At 68.1% G+C, this 13,989-nt stretch carries 14 protein-coding genes; 8 read left to right on the top strand and 6 right to left on the bottom strand.

Translation table 11 applies throughout. The features are described from left to right. Positions 1-46 precede the first annotated feature (46 nt). The 5 genes from ACP7AR_RS00930 to ACP7AR_RS00910 all read left to right on the top strand — a co-directional run bounded on the left by ACP7AR_RS00930 (position 47) and on the right by ACP7AR_RS00910 (position 4,487). On the top strand, positions 47-1,024 hold the full coding sequence (locus ACP7AR_RS00930) for a methionine ABC transporter ATP-binding protein (protein ID WP_426181561.1): 978 nt from the start codon (positions 47-49) through the stop codon (positions 1,022-1,024). After that, positions 1,021-1,764: a methionine ABC transporter permease gene (locus ACP7AR_RS00925; RefSeq protein WP_426181559.1), complete on the top strand. Its 744-nt coding sequence runs from the start codon at positions 1,021-1,023 to the stop codon at positions 1,762-1,764. The genes ACP7AR_RS00930 and ACP7AR_RS00925 overlap by 4 nt, the downstream gene beginning before the upstream one ends. Positions 1,765-1,828: 64 nt before the next feature. Then, positions 1,829-2,662 (top strand): MetQ/NlpA family ABC transporter substrate-binding protein, encoded by an 834-nt coding sequence (locus ACP7AR_RS00920; RefSeq protein ID WP_426181556.1) that lies wholly within the window; start codon positions 1,829-1,831, stop codon positions 2,660-2,662. Between the two features lie 71 nt (positions 2,663-2,733). Further along, the gene (locus ACP7AR_RS00915) at positions 2,734-3,678 is read left to right on the top strand and encodes a quinone oxidoreductase family protein (protein WP_426181553.1); all 945 of its coding nucleotides are present in this window, start codon (positions 2,734-2,736) and stop codon (positions 3,676-3,678) included. Next, positions 3,675-4,487, top strand: a complete 813-nt coding sequence (locus ACP7AR_RS00910; protein WP_426181551.1) for an alpha/beta fold hydrolase — start codon at positions 3,675-3,677, stop codon at positions 4,485-4,487. The genes ACP7AR_RS00915 and ACP7AR_RS00910 overlap by 4 nt, the downstream gene beginning before the upstream one ends. A 9-nt stretch (positions 4,488-4,496) precedes the next feature. Here ACP7AR_RS00910 and ACP7AR_RS00905 read toward each other — a convergent pair whose 3' ends face one another. The 6 genes from ACP7AR_RS00905 to ACP7AR_RS00880 are packed head-to-tail and all read right to left on the bottom strand — an operon-like array spanning position 4,497 to position 10,800. Then, positions 4,497-5,609 carry an LLM class flavin-dependent oxidoreductase gene (locus ACP7AR_RS00905; RefSeq protein WP_426181548.1) on the bottom strand — a complete coding sequence of 371 codons (1,113 nt, stop codon included), beginning with the start codon at positions 5,607-5,609 and terminating at the stop codon, positions 4,497-4,499. 17 nt (positions 5,610-5,626) lie between these two features. Beyond that, positions 5,627-6,421, bottom strand: a complete 795-nt coding sequence (locus ACP7AR_RS00900; RefSeq protein ID WP_426181544.1) for an ABC transporter ATP-binding protein — start codon at positions 6,419-6,421, stop codon at positions 5,627-5,629. Next, positions 6,418-7,398, bottom strand: coding sequence for an ABC transporter ATP-binding protein (locus ACP7AR_RS00895; RefSeq protein WP_426181541.1), 981 nt, complete (start codon positions 7,396-7,398; stop codon positions 6,418-6,420). Before ACP7AR_RS00895 ends, ACP7AR_RS00900 begins: the two co-directional genes overlap by 4 nt. Then, positions 7,391-8,254: an ABC transporter permease gene (locus tag ACP7AR_RS00890; protein ID WP_426181538.1), complete on the bottom strand. Its 864-nt coding sequence runs from the start codon at positions 8,252-8,254 to the stop codon at positions 7,391-7,393. The genes ACP7AR_RS00895 and ACP7AR_RS00890 overlap by 8 nt, the downstream gene beginning before the upstream one ends. After that, positions 8,251-9,276 (bottom strand): ABC transporter permease, encoded by a 1,026-nt coding sequence (locus ACP7AR_RS00885; RefSeq protein WP_426181535.1) that lies wholly within the window; start codon positions 9,274-9,276, stop codon positions 8,251-8,253. The genes ACP7AR_RS00890 and ACP7AR_RS00885 overlap by 4 nt, the downstream gene beginning before the upstream one ends. Positions 9,277-9,279: 3 nt before the next feature. Further along, complete coding sequence (locus ACP7AR_RS00880) at positions 9,280-10,800, bottom strand: ABC transporter substrate-binding protein (protein WP_426181532.1); 1,521 nt, start codon at positions 10,798-10,800, stop codon at positions 9,280-9,282. A gap of 120 nt (positions 10,801-10,920) precedes the next feature. Here ACP7AR_RS00880 and ACP7AR_RS00875 point away from each other — a divergent pair, with 120 nt between their 5' ends. The 3 genes from ACP7AR_RS00875 to ACP7AR_RS00865 are packed head-to-tail and all read left to right on the top strand — an operon-like array spanning position 10,921 to position 13,989. Continuing rightward, positions 10,921-11,610, top strand: coding sequence for an alpha/beta hydrolase (locus ACP7AR_RS00875; protein WP_426181529.1), 690 nt, complete (start codon positions 10,921-10,923; stop codon positions 11,608-11,610). Beyond that, complete coding sequence (locus tag ACP7AR_RS00870; RefSeq protein WP_426181526.1) at positions 11,607-12,899, top strand: O-acetylhomoserine aminocarboxypropyltransferase/cysteine synthase family protein; 1,293 nt, start codon at positions 11,607-11,609, stop codon at positions 12,897-12,899. Before ACP7AR_RS00875 ends, ACP7AR_RS00870 begins: the two co-directional genes overlap by 4 nt. A gap of 31 nt (positions 12,900-12,930) precedes the next feature. Next, positions 12,931-13,989, top strand: a complete 1,059-nt coding sequence (locus ACP7AR_RS00865) for an LLM class flavin-dependent oxidoreductase (RefSeq protein WP_426181523.1) — start codon at positions 12,931-12,933, stop codon at positions 13,987-13,989.

Here is a 13,989-nt window from a genome sequence, read left to right as displayed (position 1 = left end):
TCCCTACCCTCCTCTTGTTCCCCCGAAAGGGGTCTTCAGCATTCCCATGATCACCATCGAGCACGTGAGCCGATCCTTCGGCGGCACCCGCGCACTCGCAGATGTCTCGCTGGAGATCGGCCGCGGCCAGATCTTCGGCGTCGTCGGCCAGTCCGGTGCAGGCAAATCGACGCTGCTGCGCACAGTGAACGCCCTGGAGCGCCCGGATTCAGGCAGCGTCACGGTCGACGGTGTGCAGGTCTCGCACCTGAGCGGACAGGAGCTGCGCGCTGCGCGGCACGGAATCGGCATGGTGTTCCAGCACTTCAACCTCGTCGGCAACCGCACGGTGGCGCAGAACGTCGAGTTCGCCCTGGAGGCCGTCGGCCGTGACCGCGGTGACCGTGCGCACGAGGCTCGAGAGATGCTCGATCTGGTCGGGCTCGCCGCGCGCGCCGACGCGTACCCCGCACAGCTCTCCGGGGGTCAGCGTCAGCGCGTCGGCATCGCCCGCGCCTTGGCATCGCGCCCGAGCGTGCTGCTCTCGGACGAGGCCACCAGCGCGCTCGATCCAGACACGACTCGTCAGATCCTGGCGCTGCTGCGGCGCCTGTCCGGAGAGTTGGGACTCACGATCATGCTGATCACACACGAGATGGCGGTCGTGAAGCAGATCTGCGATGCCGCCGCTCTGCTCGAGCACGGCAGCATCGTCGAACAGGGCACGCTGACCGACCTGATCCGCACGCCGGGCAGCCGCCTCGCGCGCGACCTGTTCCCGCTCGGCGAGGTACCCGACATCCCCGGATCCGTCGTGATCGATCTCACCTTCGCCGGAGAGGAAGCGCAGAAGCCCACGATCGCGCTGCTCTCGCGCGCGCTGGATCTCGACGTCTCGATCCTCGGCGCCACCATCGAGAACATCGCCGGCGCACAGGCAGGACGCACCCGTCTCGCGCTGCCGGCCGATCCTGAGATCGTCGCCCGGGCGCAGGCGTTCCTCACGGAACACAGCGTCGCCGTCGAGGTGGTGAAGGCAGCATGATCGACTACACCTCCCCCGACTTCTGGCCGCAGCTCTTCGACACGATGCTCAAGGGCACGCTCGAGACCCTCTGGATGACCGGGGTCGCGACCCTCTTCACGATCATCGTCGGCCTCCCGCTCGGTATCGTCCTGGTCGGCACCGAGAAGGGCAGGTTCCTTTCGGCTCCGCTCGGATCCGCGGCTCTCGGCGTGACCATCAACCGCGTGCTCGGTTTCCTCGTCAACCTCGGTCGTTCGGTGCCCTTCATCGTGCTGATGATCGCACTCATACCGCTGACCCGGTTGCTGCTCGGTTCGTTCATCGGCACGGGCCCAGCCATCTTCCCCCTCACTCTCATCGCGATCCCGTTCTTCGCCCGCGTGGTCGAGATCGCCGTCAAGGAGGTCGACTCGGGGCTGCTCGAGGCGGCGGACTCCATCGGCGCCACTCGCTGGCAGCTCGTCCGCCGCGTCATCCTGCCCGAGACGGCACCGGCGATCGTGCTCGGCGTCGCCACCACGATCACCTCGATCATCAACTTCTCGGCGATGGTGGGAGTGGTCGGCGGTGGCGGACTCGGCAACGTCGCTCTCACGTACGGATTCCAGCGTTACAGCTGGGTGCACATCGTCGCCGTCGTGATCGTGCTGTTCGTGATCGTTCTGCTCGTGCAGTGGGCGTGCAACGTGCTCGCCCGTTCGCTCGATCATGAGAACCGGGCATCGCACGCCGCCGATGTCATCGGCGCCGGCGCCTGACGCCCGGCATCCCGTCCCCCTGCTGACTGCATTCCTACACACAGACATCCCAAGGAGCACCACCATGTCCTTCTCCTCTCTCACTCGCGGCGTCGCCATCGTCGCGGCCGGCGCCCTGGCGTTCGGTCTCACTGCCTGCGCCGGTGGAAGCGCCGACGACGCCCCTGCCTCAGACGGCTCAGAGGGCCTCGGCACGCTGAAGGTCGGCGCGCTGCCGGTACCCGCCGGCGACATCCTGAAGTGGGTCTCGGACAACCTCGCCGAGGAAGCCGGACTCACGATCGAATGGCAGGAGTTCACCGACTACAACACGCCGAACCCGGCGCTGTCCGACGGCTCGGTCGATGCGAACCTGTTCCAGAACTCGACGTTCCTCGAGACGTACAACGAGCAGTCCGGCGACGATCTGATCACGGTCGGCGAGATCTACCTGCCCGCCGCCGCGTTCTACAGCGAGAAGATCGACAGCCTCGACGACCTCGACAAGGGCGCGACGATCGCGATCCCGAACGACCCGACGAACGAGGGCCGCGCACTCGAACTGCTCGCCGCCGAGGGCATCATCGAGATCGCAGACGGCGCCACCACGCTCGCGGAGATCACCGAGAACCCGAAGGACCTGAAGTTCGTCGAGATCGAGAACGCCTCGCTGGCTCTGGCCCTCCCCGACAACGACGCCGCATTCGTGACGGCGTCGTTCGCGATCCCGGCCGGGCTCTCGGATGACCAGGCGATCCTCCTCGAGGGCACCGACAGCAAGTACTACAACATCCTCGCGACCCGCGCGGACATGGAGGACGACCCTCGCATCGAGGCCCTCGTCGAGCTGCTGACCGACGATCGCACGAAGGAGTACATCCTGGAGACCTGGAAGGGCCTGATCGTCCCGGTCGACTGATCTCTCGGATCTCCTGAAGCCCTCACGCCGTCCGGTGTGAGGGCTTCATCCGTTCCGGGTAGCCTGGCCGCATGGCTCGCGCGATCGTTCACACTGAAATCGGCTCCCCTGACGTCCTCCACCTCGTGGAGATCCCCGATCCTGTCGCCGGTCCCGGCGAGGTCGTGGTGAAGATCGAGGCGGCAGGCGTCAACCCACTCGATGCCAAGCGGCGCAGCGGCGCTCGTCCCATGCCGCCCATCACCGAACCGCGTCGCGTCGGCTTGGACGGGGCCGGTGTGGTCGACACCATCGGAGAGGGTGTCACCGAATTCGCAGTCGGCGACAGGGTCGCGATCGGCGACACCGTCGGAACATATGCGACGCACCTCGCGGTTCCGGTGGCGCATCTCTCCCACCTTCCGGATGCCGTCACCGCCGCGGAGGGCGCCGCTCTCAGCATCCCGGTGGGGACCGCGTACCAGTGCCTGCGCTCGCTCGATGTCGGCGAGGGCGACACCCTGCTGATCCACGCCGGATCCGGGGCAGTCGGGCAGGCCGCGATCCAGTTCGCCGTCGCCGCCGGCGCGAAGGTGATCGCCACAGGAAGCCCCGACCGCCACGAACAGTTGCGCGAGCTCGGCGCGATCCCCGTCGCGTACGGCGACGGTCTTGCAGACCGCGTGCGCGAGGCGGCGCCGGACGGCGTGACGGTGGCGCTGGACTGCATCGGCACCGACGAGGCGATCGAGGTGTCGAAGGAGCTGATCGAGGATCACGATCGCATCGCGACGATCGTCCGCGGACCGGATGCCGCGGCCCTCGGCATCCGCGCCTTCAGCGGCGGTGCTCCCACTCCGCTGACGGAGCAGGAACTCGCCTGGCGTCACGAAGGCGTCGACGTCGCGATCGCCCTGATCGCGAAGGGCGATTTCCAGATCGAGCTCGGAGCCGAACTGCCCCTCTCGGAGGCAGCCCAGGCGCACGAGCTGATCGAGGCGCACGCCGCTCGCGGCAAGATCACCCTGGTGCCGTGATCTCTCTGCGCGTCACCTCAGGCCGCGCATCGCTCGCGGTCGAAGACACCGGCGCGAGCGACATGAAGACGGTGCTGCTGTTGCACGCCGGCGTGACCGACAAGCGCTCCTGGACGCCGGTGGTGGATCGTCTGGGCGCAGGCGTTCGTTGCATCAGCTACGACAGGCGCGGCTACGGTGACACCGAGTACGACACCGACGACGGTTGGTCGCCGGTCGCCGATGCTGTCGCCGTGCTGGATGCCGCAGGGGTGGACGCCGTGATCGCGATCGGCAGCTCGATCGGCGGAGGGACAGCGGTAGACCTCGCCCTCGCGCATCCGGAGCGCGTCTCCGCGCTCGTGCTGATCGCACCCGCGATCGGTGGAGCGCCTGAGCCCGAACTCGAACCTCTCGTCGCAGAGCTCGACGCCGAGATCGACGCCGCCGACGCCCTGGCGGACCTCGATGCCGTCAACCGACATGAAGCGCACTTGTGGCTTGACGGCGCCGGGTACGAGGGACGCGTGAGCGGCCCCGTCCGCGACCTGTTCCTGGACATGAACGCCCGCGCGATCTCCGCGCTCGATCCGGGCACGACGGCAGACGCACCCGATGCCTGGTCCCGCCTGGACCGGATCACCGTGCCTGTCCTTTTCCTGGTGGGCGGTCGGGATCTCCTGCACTTCCACGCGCAGGCACGCGACGCCGCCGCTGCCATCCCCGACGGGCGGGTGGTGGACGTTCCCGAGTCCGCTCATCTGCCGCATCTGGAAGGCACGGCGTCTGCTCTGGACGCGATCGCGGATTTCGTCACCGCCCGAGCCTGAGTCCGTCGCTCAGGCCGCGACCCGGGCCTCGTCGCGAAGTCGCGCCCCCTCCCGCAGAAGCGGCACCAACTCCTGGCCCCAATCGCGTACGTCCCCGAGCGGGTCGAACCCGCGGATCAGGAATCGTGTGACGCCGAGGTCGTAGTACTTGAGCAACGCCTCGGCGACCTGCTCTGGCGTGCCCACCGGCGCCGTCGAGTTGCCGGATGGGCCGGTCAGGCGGGTGATGCCGGTCCACAGCCGATCGTCGTGCACGTCACCGCGCTTCGCGATCTGCTGCAGGCGATCCGCCGACACGGCGTTGCGCTCATGCCCACGAGAGCGGGCGAACGACAGTGTGTTCCCGTCGCGCTGCGACGCGATCAGCTCCTCGGTCTCGGCGTAGATGCGGTCGGCCTTCGCCCATGCCTCCTCCTCGGTGTCGGCGATGATCGGACGCGTCGACAGGCTGAACTCGATCGTCCGGCCCTCCTTCACCGCGGCGGCCCGGATCGTGCGAATGTGTTCCTCGACCTCGGCGAGCGGCTCGCCGAACAGCATGTAGACATCCGCGTTCTTCGCCCCGACTTCGATCGCACCGTCAGAGAGTCCTCCGAAGAAGATCGGTATTCCGGCATCCGTCGCCGGCTTCGCCGCCGAGTACGCGCCCTCGAAGCGGTAGAACTCGCCTTCGTGATCGAAGGGTTCCTCCTCCGTGAGCGTCTTGCGCAGCACGTCGATGAACTCGCCGGTGCGACGGTAGCGATCCTGCTTCTCGCTGTAATCCCCGTCGCGACGCTGATCGGCCTCGCTGCCGCCGGTGATGTGATGGATCGCCACGCGCCCACCACCGGTGAGATGGTCGAGCGTGGCGAGCTTGCGGGCGACGATCGTCGGCGGCACGAAACCCGGACGGTGTGCGATGAGCACCTTCAGCCGCTCTGTGGAGTGCAGGGCCGCGGAGGCCACGGCGAAGCCGTCGGGAGCGCTCGCACTGTATCCGATGAGCACCCGGTCGAATCCGGCCTCCTCATGCGCCCGCGAGAATTCACGCACATAGGCGGGATCGACGACGGGTCCAGCGATCGCCTTCGACTCCGAGCCTGCGGTCGTGGCGATCATTCCGAGAATTTCGATGGGCATGTCTGCAGCTCCAGTGTTCAGGGGCGGTTGGCGGATGGTGTGTGGATGAGAGGGACGGAGTCGATGAGTCGCCTGGTGTACGGATGCTCCGGGTGCGCGACAACGCGCCTGGTCGGGCCGTCTTCGACGATGTGACCGCGGTTGAGGACCACGAGCCGATCGCTCATGGCCGCGAGCGAGCCGATGTCGTGCGAGATCACGAGCATCGCGAGATCGCTGCCTCGTCGATCGCGCAGCGCGATGAGGGCCTGCACTACCCGGTCGCGGCTCGCGGCGTCGAGCGCACTGACCGGCTCATCGAGCACGAGCAGTCGCGGCTCGACCACGAGCGCCCTGGCGATCGCGGCACGCTGTCGCTGTCCACCCGAAAGACCGGACGGCAGTCGGGCGATGAGGTCTTCGTCGAGTCCGACGGCCTCGAGTGCCGCGGCACGGCGGCGGGCGGCATCCGCTGTCGCCACCCGGGCGATACGCAGTCCTTCCACGATGGAGTCGGCGACTGCGACGCCCGGATCCAGCGAACGCAACGGATCCTGGAACACGTACTGCGCTGCACCCGAACGCCGCCACGCACGCAGCGCCGCCCCGCGAAGCAGCGTGACGTCGCGCCCCGCCACGTGCACGTGCCCTTGGGCAGGCGTCACAGCACGCAGTACTGTGCGCGCGAGGGTCGTCTTGCCCGAGCCCGATTCTCCGACGACGCCGACGACCTCGCCGGGGCGCACGGTCAGCGAGACGTCGTCGAGCACCCTGACCTGGCCGTAGTCGACCGAGACGTGGTCCAGTTCGAGCACCGGTCCCTGGCCACTCATGCGAGATACCTCTCCAGTCCATAGGCGGCGTGCGCCGACAGCAGTTCACGCGTGTAGGGGTGTCCTGGCGCGCGCAGCACACGGGACGTCGCACCTGCTTCGACGACCCGGCCGTCACGGAAGACCTGCACCCGCTCGCAGACCTGAGCGACGACGGCGAGGTCGTGCGAGACGAGGATGAGCGCGAGGTCGCGTTCGACCCGCAGCCGCTTCAGCAGCTCGAGCAGCTCCGCCTGAACCGTGACGTCCAGCGCCGTCGTGGCCTCGTCCGCGATGAGCACCGCCGGGTCTGCGGCGAGCGCCATCGCGATGAGAACGCGCTGCAGCATCCCTCCACTGAGCTGGGCGACCCGCTGACGTAGCACGAGGTCGACGCGGCGGATGCCGAGACCATCGAGCAACTCGCGGGCGCGTTCGCGCGTCTGCTTTCGCGGAACCCCGGCGGTGATGCGCAGCGTCTCCTCGAGTTGAGCGCCGACCGGGATCGCGGGGTGAAGATACGACGCGGGGTCCTGGAACACGGCGGCGACATTCGTGCCGCGCAGCCGGCGCCACTGCTTCTCGGACGCATGCGTGAGATCCTGACCATCGATCGTCACCGCGCCGCCGGTCACGGTGAGGCCGGCAGGCAGGATGCCGAGCAGTGCCCGGCAGGTCAGGGTCTTGCCGCTGCCGGACTCTCCGACGATGCCGAGAGCCTCCCCCGGCCTCACCGAGATCGACACACCGTGCACGAGTTCCGTGCCGTCGGATGACGAGATCACCAGGTCTTCCGCCGACGCCACGGGTGCGCGCACCAGCGAGCCTTCGTCGAACGACGGCGCGAAAGCGATGCGAGCTCCGGCTGAGGTGTCCCGATCAGCAGAAGGTGTCCCGATTCGCGGACCAATCTCCTGATTCTGTCCGCTGATCGGGACCGAGTCCGCAGATCGGGACCGGCCGGATGCTGCCGCAACCGACACGTTCGCGTCAGACATGGGCGGCCTCCTTGCGTGCGGGGCGAGCGGTCACGGCATCCGCTCCGAGCACGTCGCGGGCGGCATCCGCGAGCAGGTTCAGCGCACCGACCGTGACGATGATGGCGAGCGCCGGGGCGACAGGGCCGAACGGCCGCTGACCGAGATACCCGAGGTCGCTGGAGAGCATCCCTCCCCAGGTCGGCGCCGGCGGCTGCACTCCGATGCCGAGGAAGGTGAGCGACGCCACTGCGAGGAGGGCACCGCCGAGCGCCGACACCGATGCGACGACGAGGTTCGGTGCGACCTGGCGCCACACATGGCGGCGCAGCACCCACCATGCCGATCCGCCGAGGAACGTGGCGGCCTCGACGTACTGCGAGTCGCGAACACGGAGCGTCGCCGCTCGCGCGATGCGGAAGAAGCTCGGCGCGATCAGGATGCCGATCGCCAGCGTCGCCTGCACGAGCCCGTTGCCGAGCAGCGCCGCGAACACGATGGCGAAGAGGATGAACGGCAGCGACAGCAGCGCGTCGACGAGGCGCAGCGACAGCCACTCGCCGACCCTCGGCGCGAAGGCACTGAGAGCACCGGGAACCGCGCCGATCACGAGCCCGATGAGAGCCGCCCCCAGAGCGCTCAACAGCGAGGCCGGCGCACCTGCGAGAAGCCTCGAGAGCACATCGCGGCCGAGGTAGTCGGTGCCGAACAGGTGCGCGAGCGACGGATCCTGCAGGGCATTCGCGGTGTCCTGTCCCAGCGGATCGTACGGTGCCAGCGCGGGTCCGGCGACAGCGATCACGAACACGCCGACGATGATGAGGATCGCGACGCGCACCGTCCATCCGGCGGCCCACAGGCGAGCAAGGGCGTTCATGCGGCGCTCCGATCGGTGCCGCCGGTGCGGGCGATGACGAGGTTGATGATCACGCCGATGATGACGACCATGGCGATCGTGATGAGCAGCACGCCCTGCACGACGGGGATGTCGCCCTGCAGCGCAGCGCGGTTCGCGAGCTGACCGAGTCCCGGCATCCCGAAGATCACCTCGGTGATGACGGCTCCGCCGACGAGCCGAGGGGCGTGCACTCCGAGCACTGACAGAGCCGGGGTCGACGCGATCGGCAGTGCATGTCTGAGCACGATCCGGCCTGGTCCGAGTCCGTGCACCCGCGCGCCGATGATGAAGTTCTCCTGCAGTGTGCCGACCAGCGATGTGCGCAACTGCCTGGCGATATCAGCTCCGGCATCCAGACTGAGCGCCAGGGACGGCAGCACGAGGCAGAGGAGCCAGCCGCCCAGATCCTTCTCCGGCGGCACGTATCCGGCGACGGGGAAGATCGGGATCGCATAGGCGAACAGAAGGATGAGGGCGATCGCCGCGACGAATGCAGGGACCGTCGCCGACACGGTGGCCAGCAGGGTCACGATGCGGTCGACGAGCCCGCCGCGGCTGACCGCGGCGAGGATGCCGCCCGCGAATCCGAACAGCAGAGCGAGAAGAATCGCGCCGGCGGCGATCGACACGCTCACCGGAGACGCCTGCGCGATGCTGTCAGCGACGGGAATGGTCGTGAACCAGCTCGCCCCGAGGTCACCGGTCACAGCGCCCGAGATCCAGTCGATGTAGCGCACCAGGAACGGACGATCCAGCCCGAAGACGTGGTTGAGCCGGTCGACGTCCTCCTGGGTCGCGACCTCTCCCAGTGCGACCGCTGCAGGGTTCGAGCCGCTCGCCGCACCGAGAGCGAAGGTGGCGAAGGTGGCGAGCACGAAGACCGTGACCGCCGTGCCGAGGGTGGCGAGCACGGTGCGCAGTGCGGGCCACACACGGCGCACGCTCAGCACGTCCTCGATCTCAGACGCGTCAGGCGCCTCGGCGGACACGGTCATCGTCATGGCTCAGCCCTCGACCTTCACGTCTTCCCAGCGCTGCACATCGAGCCAGTGCTGGATGCCGGTGACCTTGTCCGGGTGGATGAGGATGCGCGGCCAGCTGAACAGGAACGTGTTCGGCTGCAGCTTCACTCCCACCTCGACGGCGTCCTGGATGGTCTCCGCGTATGCCGGGTCATCCGTCGGCGTGGCGCGTGCCTTGTCGATCGCCGCGGTGAGCTCCGCCGGTGTCTGGCGACCGAGATTCATCAGTCCCTCCGGCCCGTACAGAACCTCGAGCGCCTGCAGCGGCGACTGGCGGCCCGAGTAGCTGTCGAGCACGAACGGGAACGTGCGCTGCACGTAGTTCTGCGAGATCGCAGCCGCAGCCTGCACGTTCAACGTGACGCGGATGCCGGCCTCGGCCCACTGCGCCTGAAGGAGTTCGGCGAGTGCCGTGTCGTCCTCACCGAGAGTGAGGGTGATGTCGATCCCGTCGGGGTGGCCTGCCTCCGCGAGCAGATCCTCAGCCGCCTCGACGTCGTACGGGTACAGGTCGTCCAGTTCCTCACTGTGCGCGACATAGCCGTCGGGGAACGGCTGCCAGTTCGCCGTGCCGTGACCGAAGTACGTCGAATCGATCAGTGCCTGACGGTCGGTGGCGTGACTGATGGCCTGCAGCACCCGCTGGTCGTCGAACGGTGCCACCGTGCCGTTCACGTCCAGCGCCCGTACCGTGAGCGCCTTGATCTCCTCCACGTCGAGGCCCGCGGATTCCGCCGCCTCCGCCTGGGAGGCGGGGATGATCGCGACGTCCCATTGGCCCGTGTTCACTCCCGCAACGGCCGTGGCATCGTCGGCGACCGGAACGACCGAGAGGTCGTCGATGAAGATGTGGTCGGCGTTCCAGTACTCGTCGTTCTTCTCCAAAGTCGCGTGAGCATTGGGCACGTACTCGGTCAGGGCGAACGGACCTGCGCCTTCCGGTTGGGTGGCGAGCGAGGCGACATCGTCGAAGGACGCGGGGTTGACGATGAAGCCGGTCTTGCCCGCGAACAGATACGGCACCTGGTAGTCGGCCTGATCGAGGTTCACCGTCACGGTGTGCTCGTCGGCGGCTTCCACCGAGGTGACGATCCGCAACTGACCCGCGAGGGTGGAGTTCTCCTGGTCGCGCCCCCGCTCGAGGTTCAGCTTCACCGCCTCGGCCGTCACCGGCGTGCCGTCGCTGAAGGCGGCGTCCTCGCGAAGGTGGAAGGTGACGGCGGTGCCGTCAGGGTTGTACTCCCATGACTCGGCGAGGCCGGGCACGGGCTCGCCCTCCGTGTCGAGCTGCGTGAGTCCGTCGTACACGAGCGCCAGCGCGTGGGTGTCCCAGCCTGCGGTGGACGTCACCGGGTCCCAGCTGGTCGGCAGCCGCCAGCCCCAGGTGAGGGAGGTCGCTTCGGCGCTCTCGCCTGCCGGCGCCTGCGATGCGGCGCATCCGGCGAGTGCGAGGGCTGCGACGCTGAGAGCGGCGAGCGCCGCGAGTGGGTGTCGTGAGGTCATGGATGTGAAAGTAGAAGGCTGGGGTACGCCGAACCAGCACCCACGATGCGGGGCGACACAGACTGCAACAGTTCGACACATGCATGTCGTCAGGCCCCTGTCAGCGCTCACTATGGACGCATGACCACGAGTTCCCCCAACGCCATCTGGACGCCGCCCGCCCGCGTGAGAGGCACGCTCGCCGTCGTCACCGGTCGCGGAGAGCGCGCACCGGTGTACGAGCGTTTCGGAAGGCGCCTCAGCGCCGACGGCTACACCGTGGCGGTCTTCGAGGCGGATGCAGATGCTGCAGTGGCCTGGCTCGCCGGCGTCGTCGACGCACCGACCGTCCTGGTCGGCTCCGACACCGGAGCGGCTGCCGTTCTGAGAGTGCTCTCGCAGGGCGAGACGCCGGATGGTGCGATCGTCGCCGGCATCCCGATCGACGTCGACGGCGCCTCCCAGCCCGACGATGCCGAGCGCACCGCGTGCCCCATCCATCTCGGCGTACTCGGCACGGTTGAGGCGCGCACCGCCGACATCGCCGCCGAACAGGTGCCGGTGGCCGCCGACCTTGCGGCGATCGCCGCGTCGGTGCTCGCCTTCCACGGATCAGCCGATTCGATCTCCCCGATCTCCGAGGCCGCAGCCCTGCTGAGCGCGGTGCCCGACATCGAACTGATCGAGACCGTCGGCGGGCTGCATGATGCACTGAACGATCAGTCGCACCGCAGCGTGGCGGCATCCGTCGTGCTGTGGCTGGAACGTCTGCGCGGCGGCGACGTGCACGCGCCCGTCGTGCGCCGCGCCGCGGAGGTGCCCGCCGCATGACCGCGTTCTCGACGCAGCAGGTGCAGGGCGGATACACCCCTGGCATCCCGCAGAACAGTGCAGTGCCGCCGATCTATCAGACCGCCGCGTACGAGTTCGCCTCGCTGGCCGACGCCGCCGATCTGTTCGCCCTGCGCCGGACAGGCAATCTCTACAGCCGCAACGCCAGCCCCACCCAGCAGGTGCTGGAGGAGCGCGTCGCCGCTCTCGAGGGCGGAGCGTCCGCCGTCGCGGTCGCGTCGGGCCAGGCGGCCGTCGCCGTCACGCTGATGGCTCTCGTCGGTCGCGGTGGTCACATCGTCTCCGCGAATCAGCTGTACGGCGGCACCGTCGATCTCTTCCAGGACACGTTCGACGACTTCGGCATCGAGGTGACCTTCGTCGATCAGGACGATGCCGACGCGTGGCGGACCGCCATCCGACCGACCACTCGCGCCCTGTTCGCAGAGTCTGTCGCCAACCCGATCGCACAAGTGCTCGACTTCCGCCTCGTCGCCGACATCGCGCATGAAGCGGACGTTCCACTCGTGATCGACAACACCGTCGGAACGCCGTACCTGATCCGGCCCGGCGAGCACGGTGCAGACTTCGTCGTGCATTCGGCGACGAAGTTCCTCTCGGGTCATGGCACATCGCTCGGCGGTGTCGTCGTCGATCAGGGCTCGTTCGACTTCGGCGCACGGCCGGAGCGCTGGCCGCAGTTCACCGCGCCGTACCCTCGGTTCGGTGAGCTCGTGCTCTGGGAGCGCTTCGGCATCGGACAGGCGTTCGCCGCGCTGGTGAAATCCAAGTACGTCCACGACCTCGGACCGTCGCTCTCGCCCTTCAACGCCTGGCAGATCCTTCAGGGCATCGAGACACTCGACTTGAGGGTGGCCCGTCAGAGCGCGACCGCGTTGACGATCGCCGAGCATCTGGCGCAGCATCCGAATGTCGTCGCCGTTCACCATCCTGGACTTGAAGGCAACCGCTGGCACGCGCTGGCCGATCGCTACCTGCCGCGCGGAGCGCCTTCGGTGTTCTCGATCGACCTTCGCGGAGCAGAGGATGCCGGCACCCAGGCGCGCATCGCGCGGGTGGTCGACTCCCTCGAGGTCTTCCGTCTGGTCGCCAACATCGGAGACGCGCGGAGTCTCGTCTCGCATCCGGCATCCATGACGCACTCGCATCTGAATGCCGAACAGCGCGCCGCCGCCGGGATCTCGCTGGGCACCATCCGTCTGAGTGCCGGGCTGGAAGATCCCGCCGACCTCATCGCCGACCTCGACCGCGCACTCGCGCGCATCTGACCCGCGCCCTGCGCACACTGACAGGAGCAACATGAGCATGAATCTCGGTTACTGGACGCCCGTCTACGGCGGATTCCTGCGCAACGTCACCGATGAGGGACGGATGGCCGCCACCTGGGAGCATATCCGCGAGGTCTCGCTGAAGGCCGACCGCCTCGGGTTCCACACCACACTCGTCCCCGAGCTGTATCTCAACGACCGCAAGGGCGTCGAGGCGCCCAGTTTGGAAGCGTGGTCGTTGTCAGCGGCAATCCTCGCGGTCACCGAGCGACTGCGCGTGATGACGGCAGTACGCCCTGGTTTCCATCTTCCCGCCGTGCTCGCGAAGACCGTCAGCACGCTCGACAGCATCGCCCCAGGACGCGTCTCCCTCAACGTCGTGGCGGCCTGGTGGGCCGAAGAGGCCCGGCAATTCGGCGGGAACTTCCCCGCGCACGACGAGCGCTACGCGCAGGCGAAGGAGTTCGTCGAGGTGCTGAACGGGCTCTGGGACCAGACGCCGTTCTCGTACGCCGGCGACCACTACGAGTTCGAAGGCACCATCGTCGAGCCGAAGCCGTCGTCGCACCCCGTGGTGTTCGCCGGCGGCGAGAGCGACGCCGGTCGCGAGGCCATCGCCGACTTCGCCGATGCTTACGTCATGCACGGCGGCACGCTCGACGAGGTGCGCAGCAACGTCGTGGACATGAACGCCCGCTCCGGGCGGATCCACGGTCGCCCGATCGCCGAGTTCGGGATGCCCGCGTACGTGATCGTGCGCGACACCGAGGCCGAGGCGCAGCGCGAACTCGACCGGATCACGACGGTGGATCCCGATTCCCCCGGGTACGCCTCCTTCGAGGAGTTCTCGCGCCACTCGAACCTCTCTCTCGAGGTCAGCCGTCGTGAGTACTCCGTCGGCACGCGCGGGCTGCGCCCGAACCTCGTCGGCACAGCCGAACAGGTCGCCGAGCGCATCAACGACTACGCAGAGGCCGGCATCACGCTGCTGCTGATCCAGGCATCGCCGTTGGATGAGGAGCTCGAGCGCATCGCGGAGCAGGTCTTCCCGCTCGTGCCGCAGGAGGCACTCGCAACTGCTCTACGCTGA

The organism is Microbacterium sp. TWP3-1-2b2 (genome assembly GCF_049896145.1).
Lineage (GTDB): Bacteria > Actinomycetota > Actinomycetes > Actinomycetales > Microbacteriaceae > Microbacterium.
Note: the sequence above shows the minus strand (reverse complement) of the source record. Positions and strands in the feature narration are given on the sequence as shown.

What these genes read in the sequence shown, in the direction of transcription:
- ACP7AR_RS00930 (WP_426181561.1), top strand. Translation starts at nt 47, where the DNA reads ATGATCACCATCGAGCACGTGAGCCGATCCTTCGGCGGCACCCGCGCA.
- ACP7AR_RS00925 (WP_426181559.1), top strand. Translation starts at nt 1,021, where the DNA reads ATGATCGACTACACCTCCCCCGACTTCTGGCCGCAGCTCTTCGACACG.
- ACP7AR_RS00920 (WP_426181556.1), top strand. Translation starts at nt 1,829, where the DNA reads ATGTCCTTCTCCTCTCTCACTCGCGGCGTCGCCATCGTCGCGGCCGGC.
- ACP7AR_RS00915 (WP_426181553.1), top strand. Translation starts at nt 2,734, where the DNA reads ATGGCTCGCGCGATCGTTCACACTGAAATCGGCTCCCCTGACGTCCTC.
- ACP7AR_RS00905 (WP_426181548.1), bottom strand. Translation starts at nt 5,609, where the DNA reads ATGCCCATCGAAATTCTCGGAATGATCGCCACGACCGCAGGCTCGGAG.
- ACP7AR_RS00900 (WP_426181544.1), bottom strand. Translation starts at nt 6,421, where the DNA reads ATGAGTGGCCAGGGACCGGTGCTCGAACTGGACCACGTCTCGGTCGAC.
- ACP7AR_RS00895 (WP_426181541.1), bottom strand. Translation starts at nt 7,398, where the DNA reads ATGTCTGACGCGAACGTGTCGGTTGCGGCAGCATCCGGCCGGTCCCGA.
- ACP7AR_RS00890 (WP_426181538.1), bottom strand. Translation starts at nt 8,254, where the DNA reads ATGAACGCCCTTGCTCGCCTGTGGGCCGCCGGATGGACGGTGCGCGTC.
- ACP7AR_RS00885 (WP_426181535.1), bottom strand. Translation starts at nt 9,276, where the DNA reads ATGACGATGACCGTGTCCGCCGAGGCGCCTGACGCGTCTGAGATCGAG.
- ACP7AR_RS00880 (WP_426181532.1), bottom strand. Translation starts at nt 10,800, where the DNA reads ATGACCTCACGACACCCACTCGCGGCGCTCGCCGCTCTCAGCGTCGCA.
- ACP7AR_RS00875 (WP_426181529.1), top strand. Translation starts at nt 10,921, where the DNA reads ATGACCACGAGTTCCCCCAACGCCATCTGGACGCCGCCCGCCCGCGTG.
- ACP7AR_RS00870 (WP_426181526.1), top strand. Translation starts at nt 11,607, where the DNA reads ATGACCGCGTTCTCGACGCAGCAGGTGCAGGGCGGATACACCCCTGGC.
- ACP7AR_RS00865 (WP_426181523.1), top strand. Translation starts at nt 12,931, where the DNA reads ATGAGCATGAATCTCGGTTACTGGACGCCCGTCTACGGCGGATTCCTG.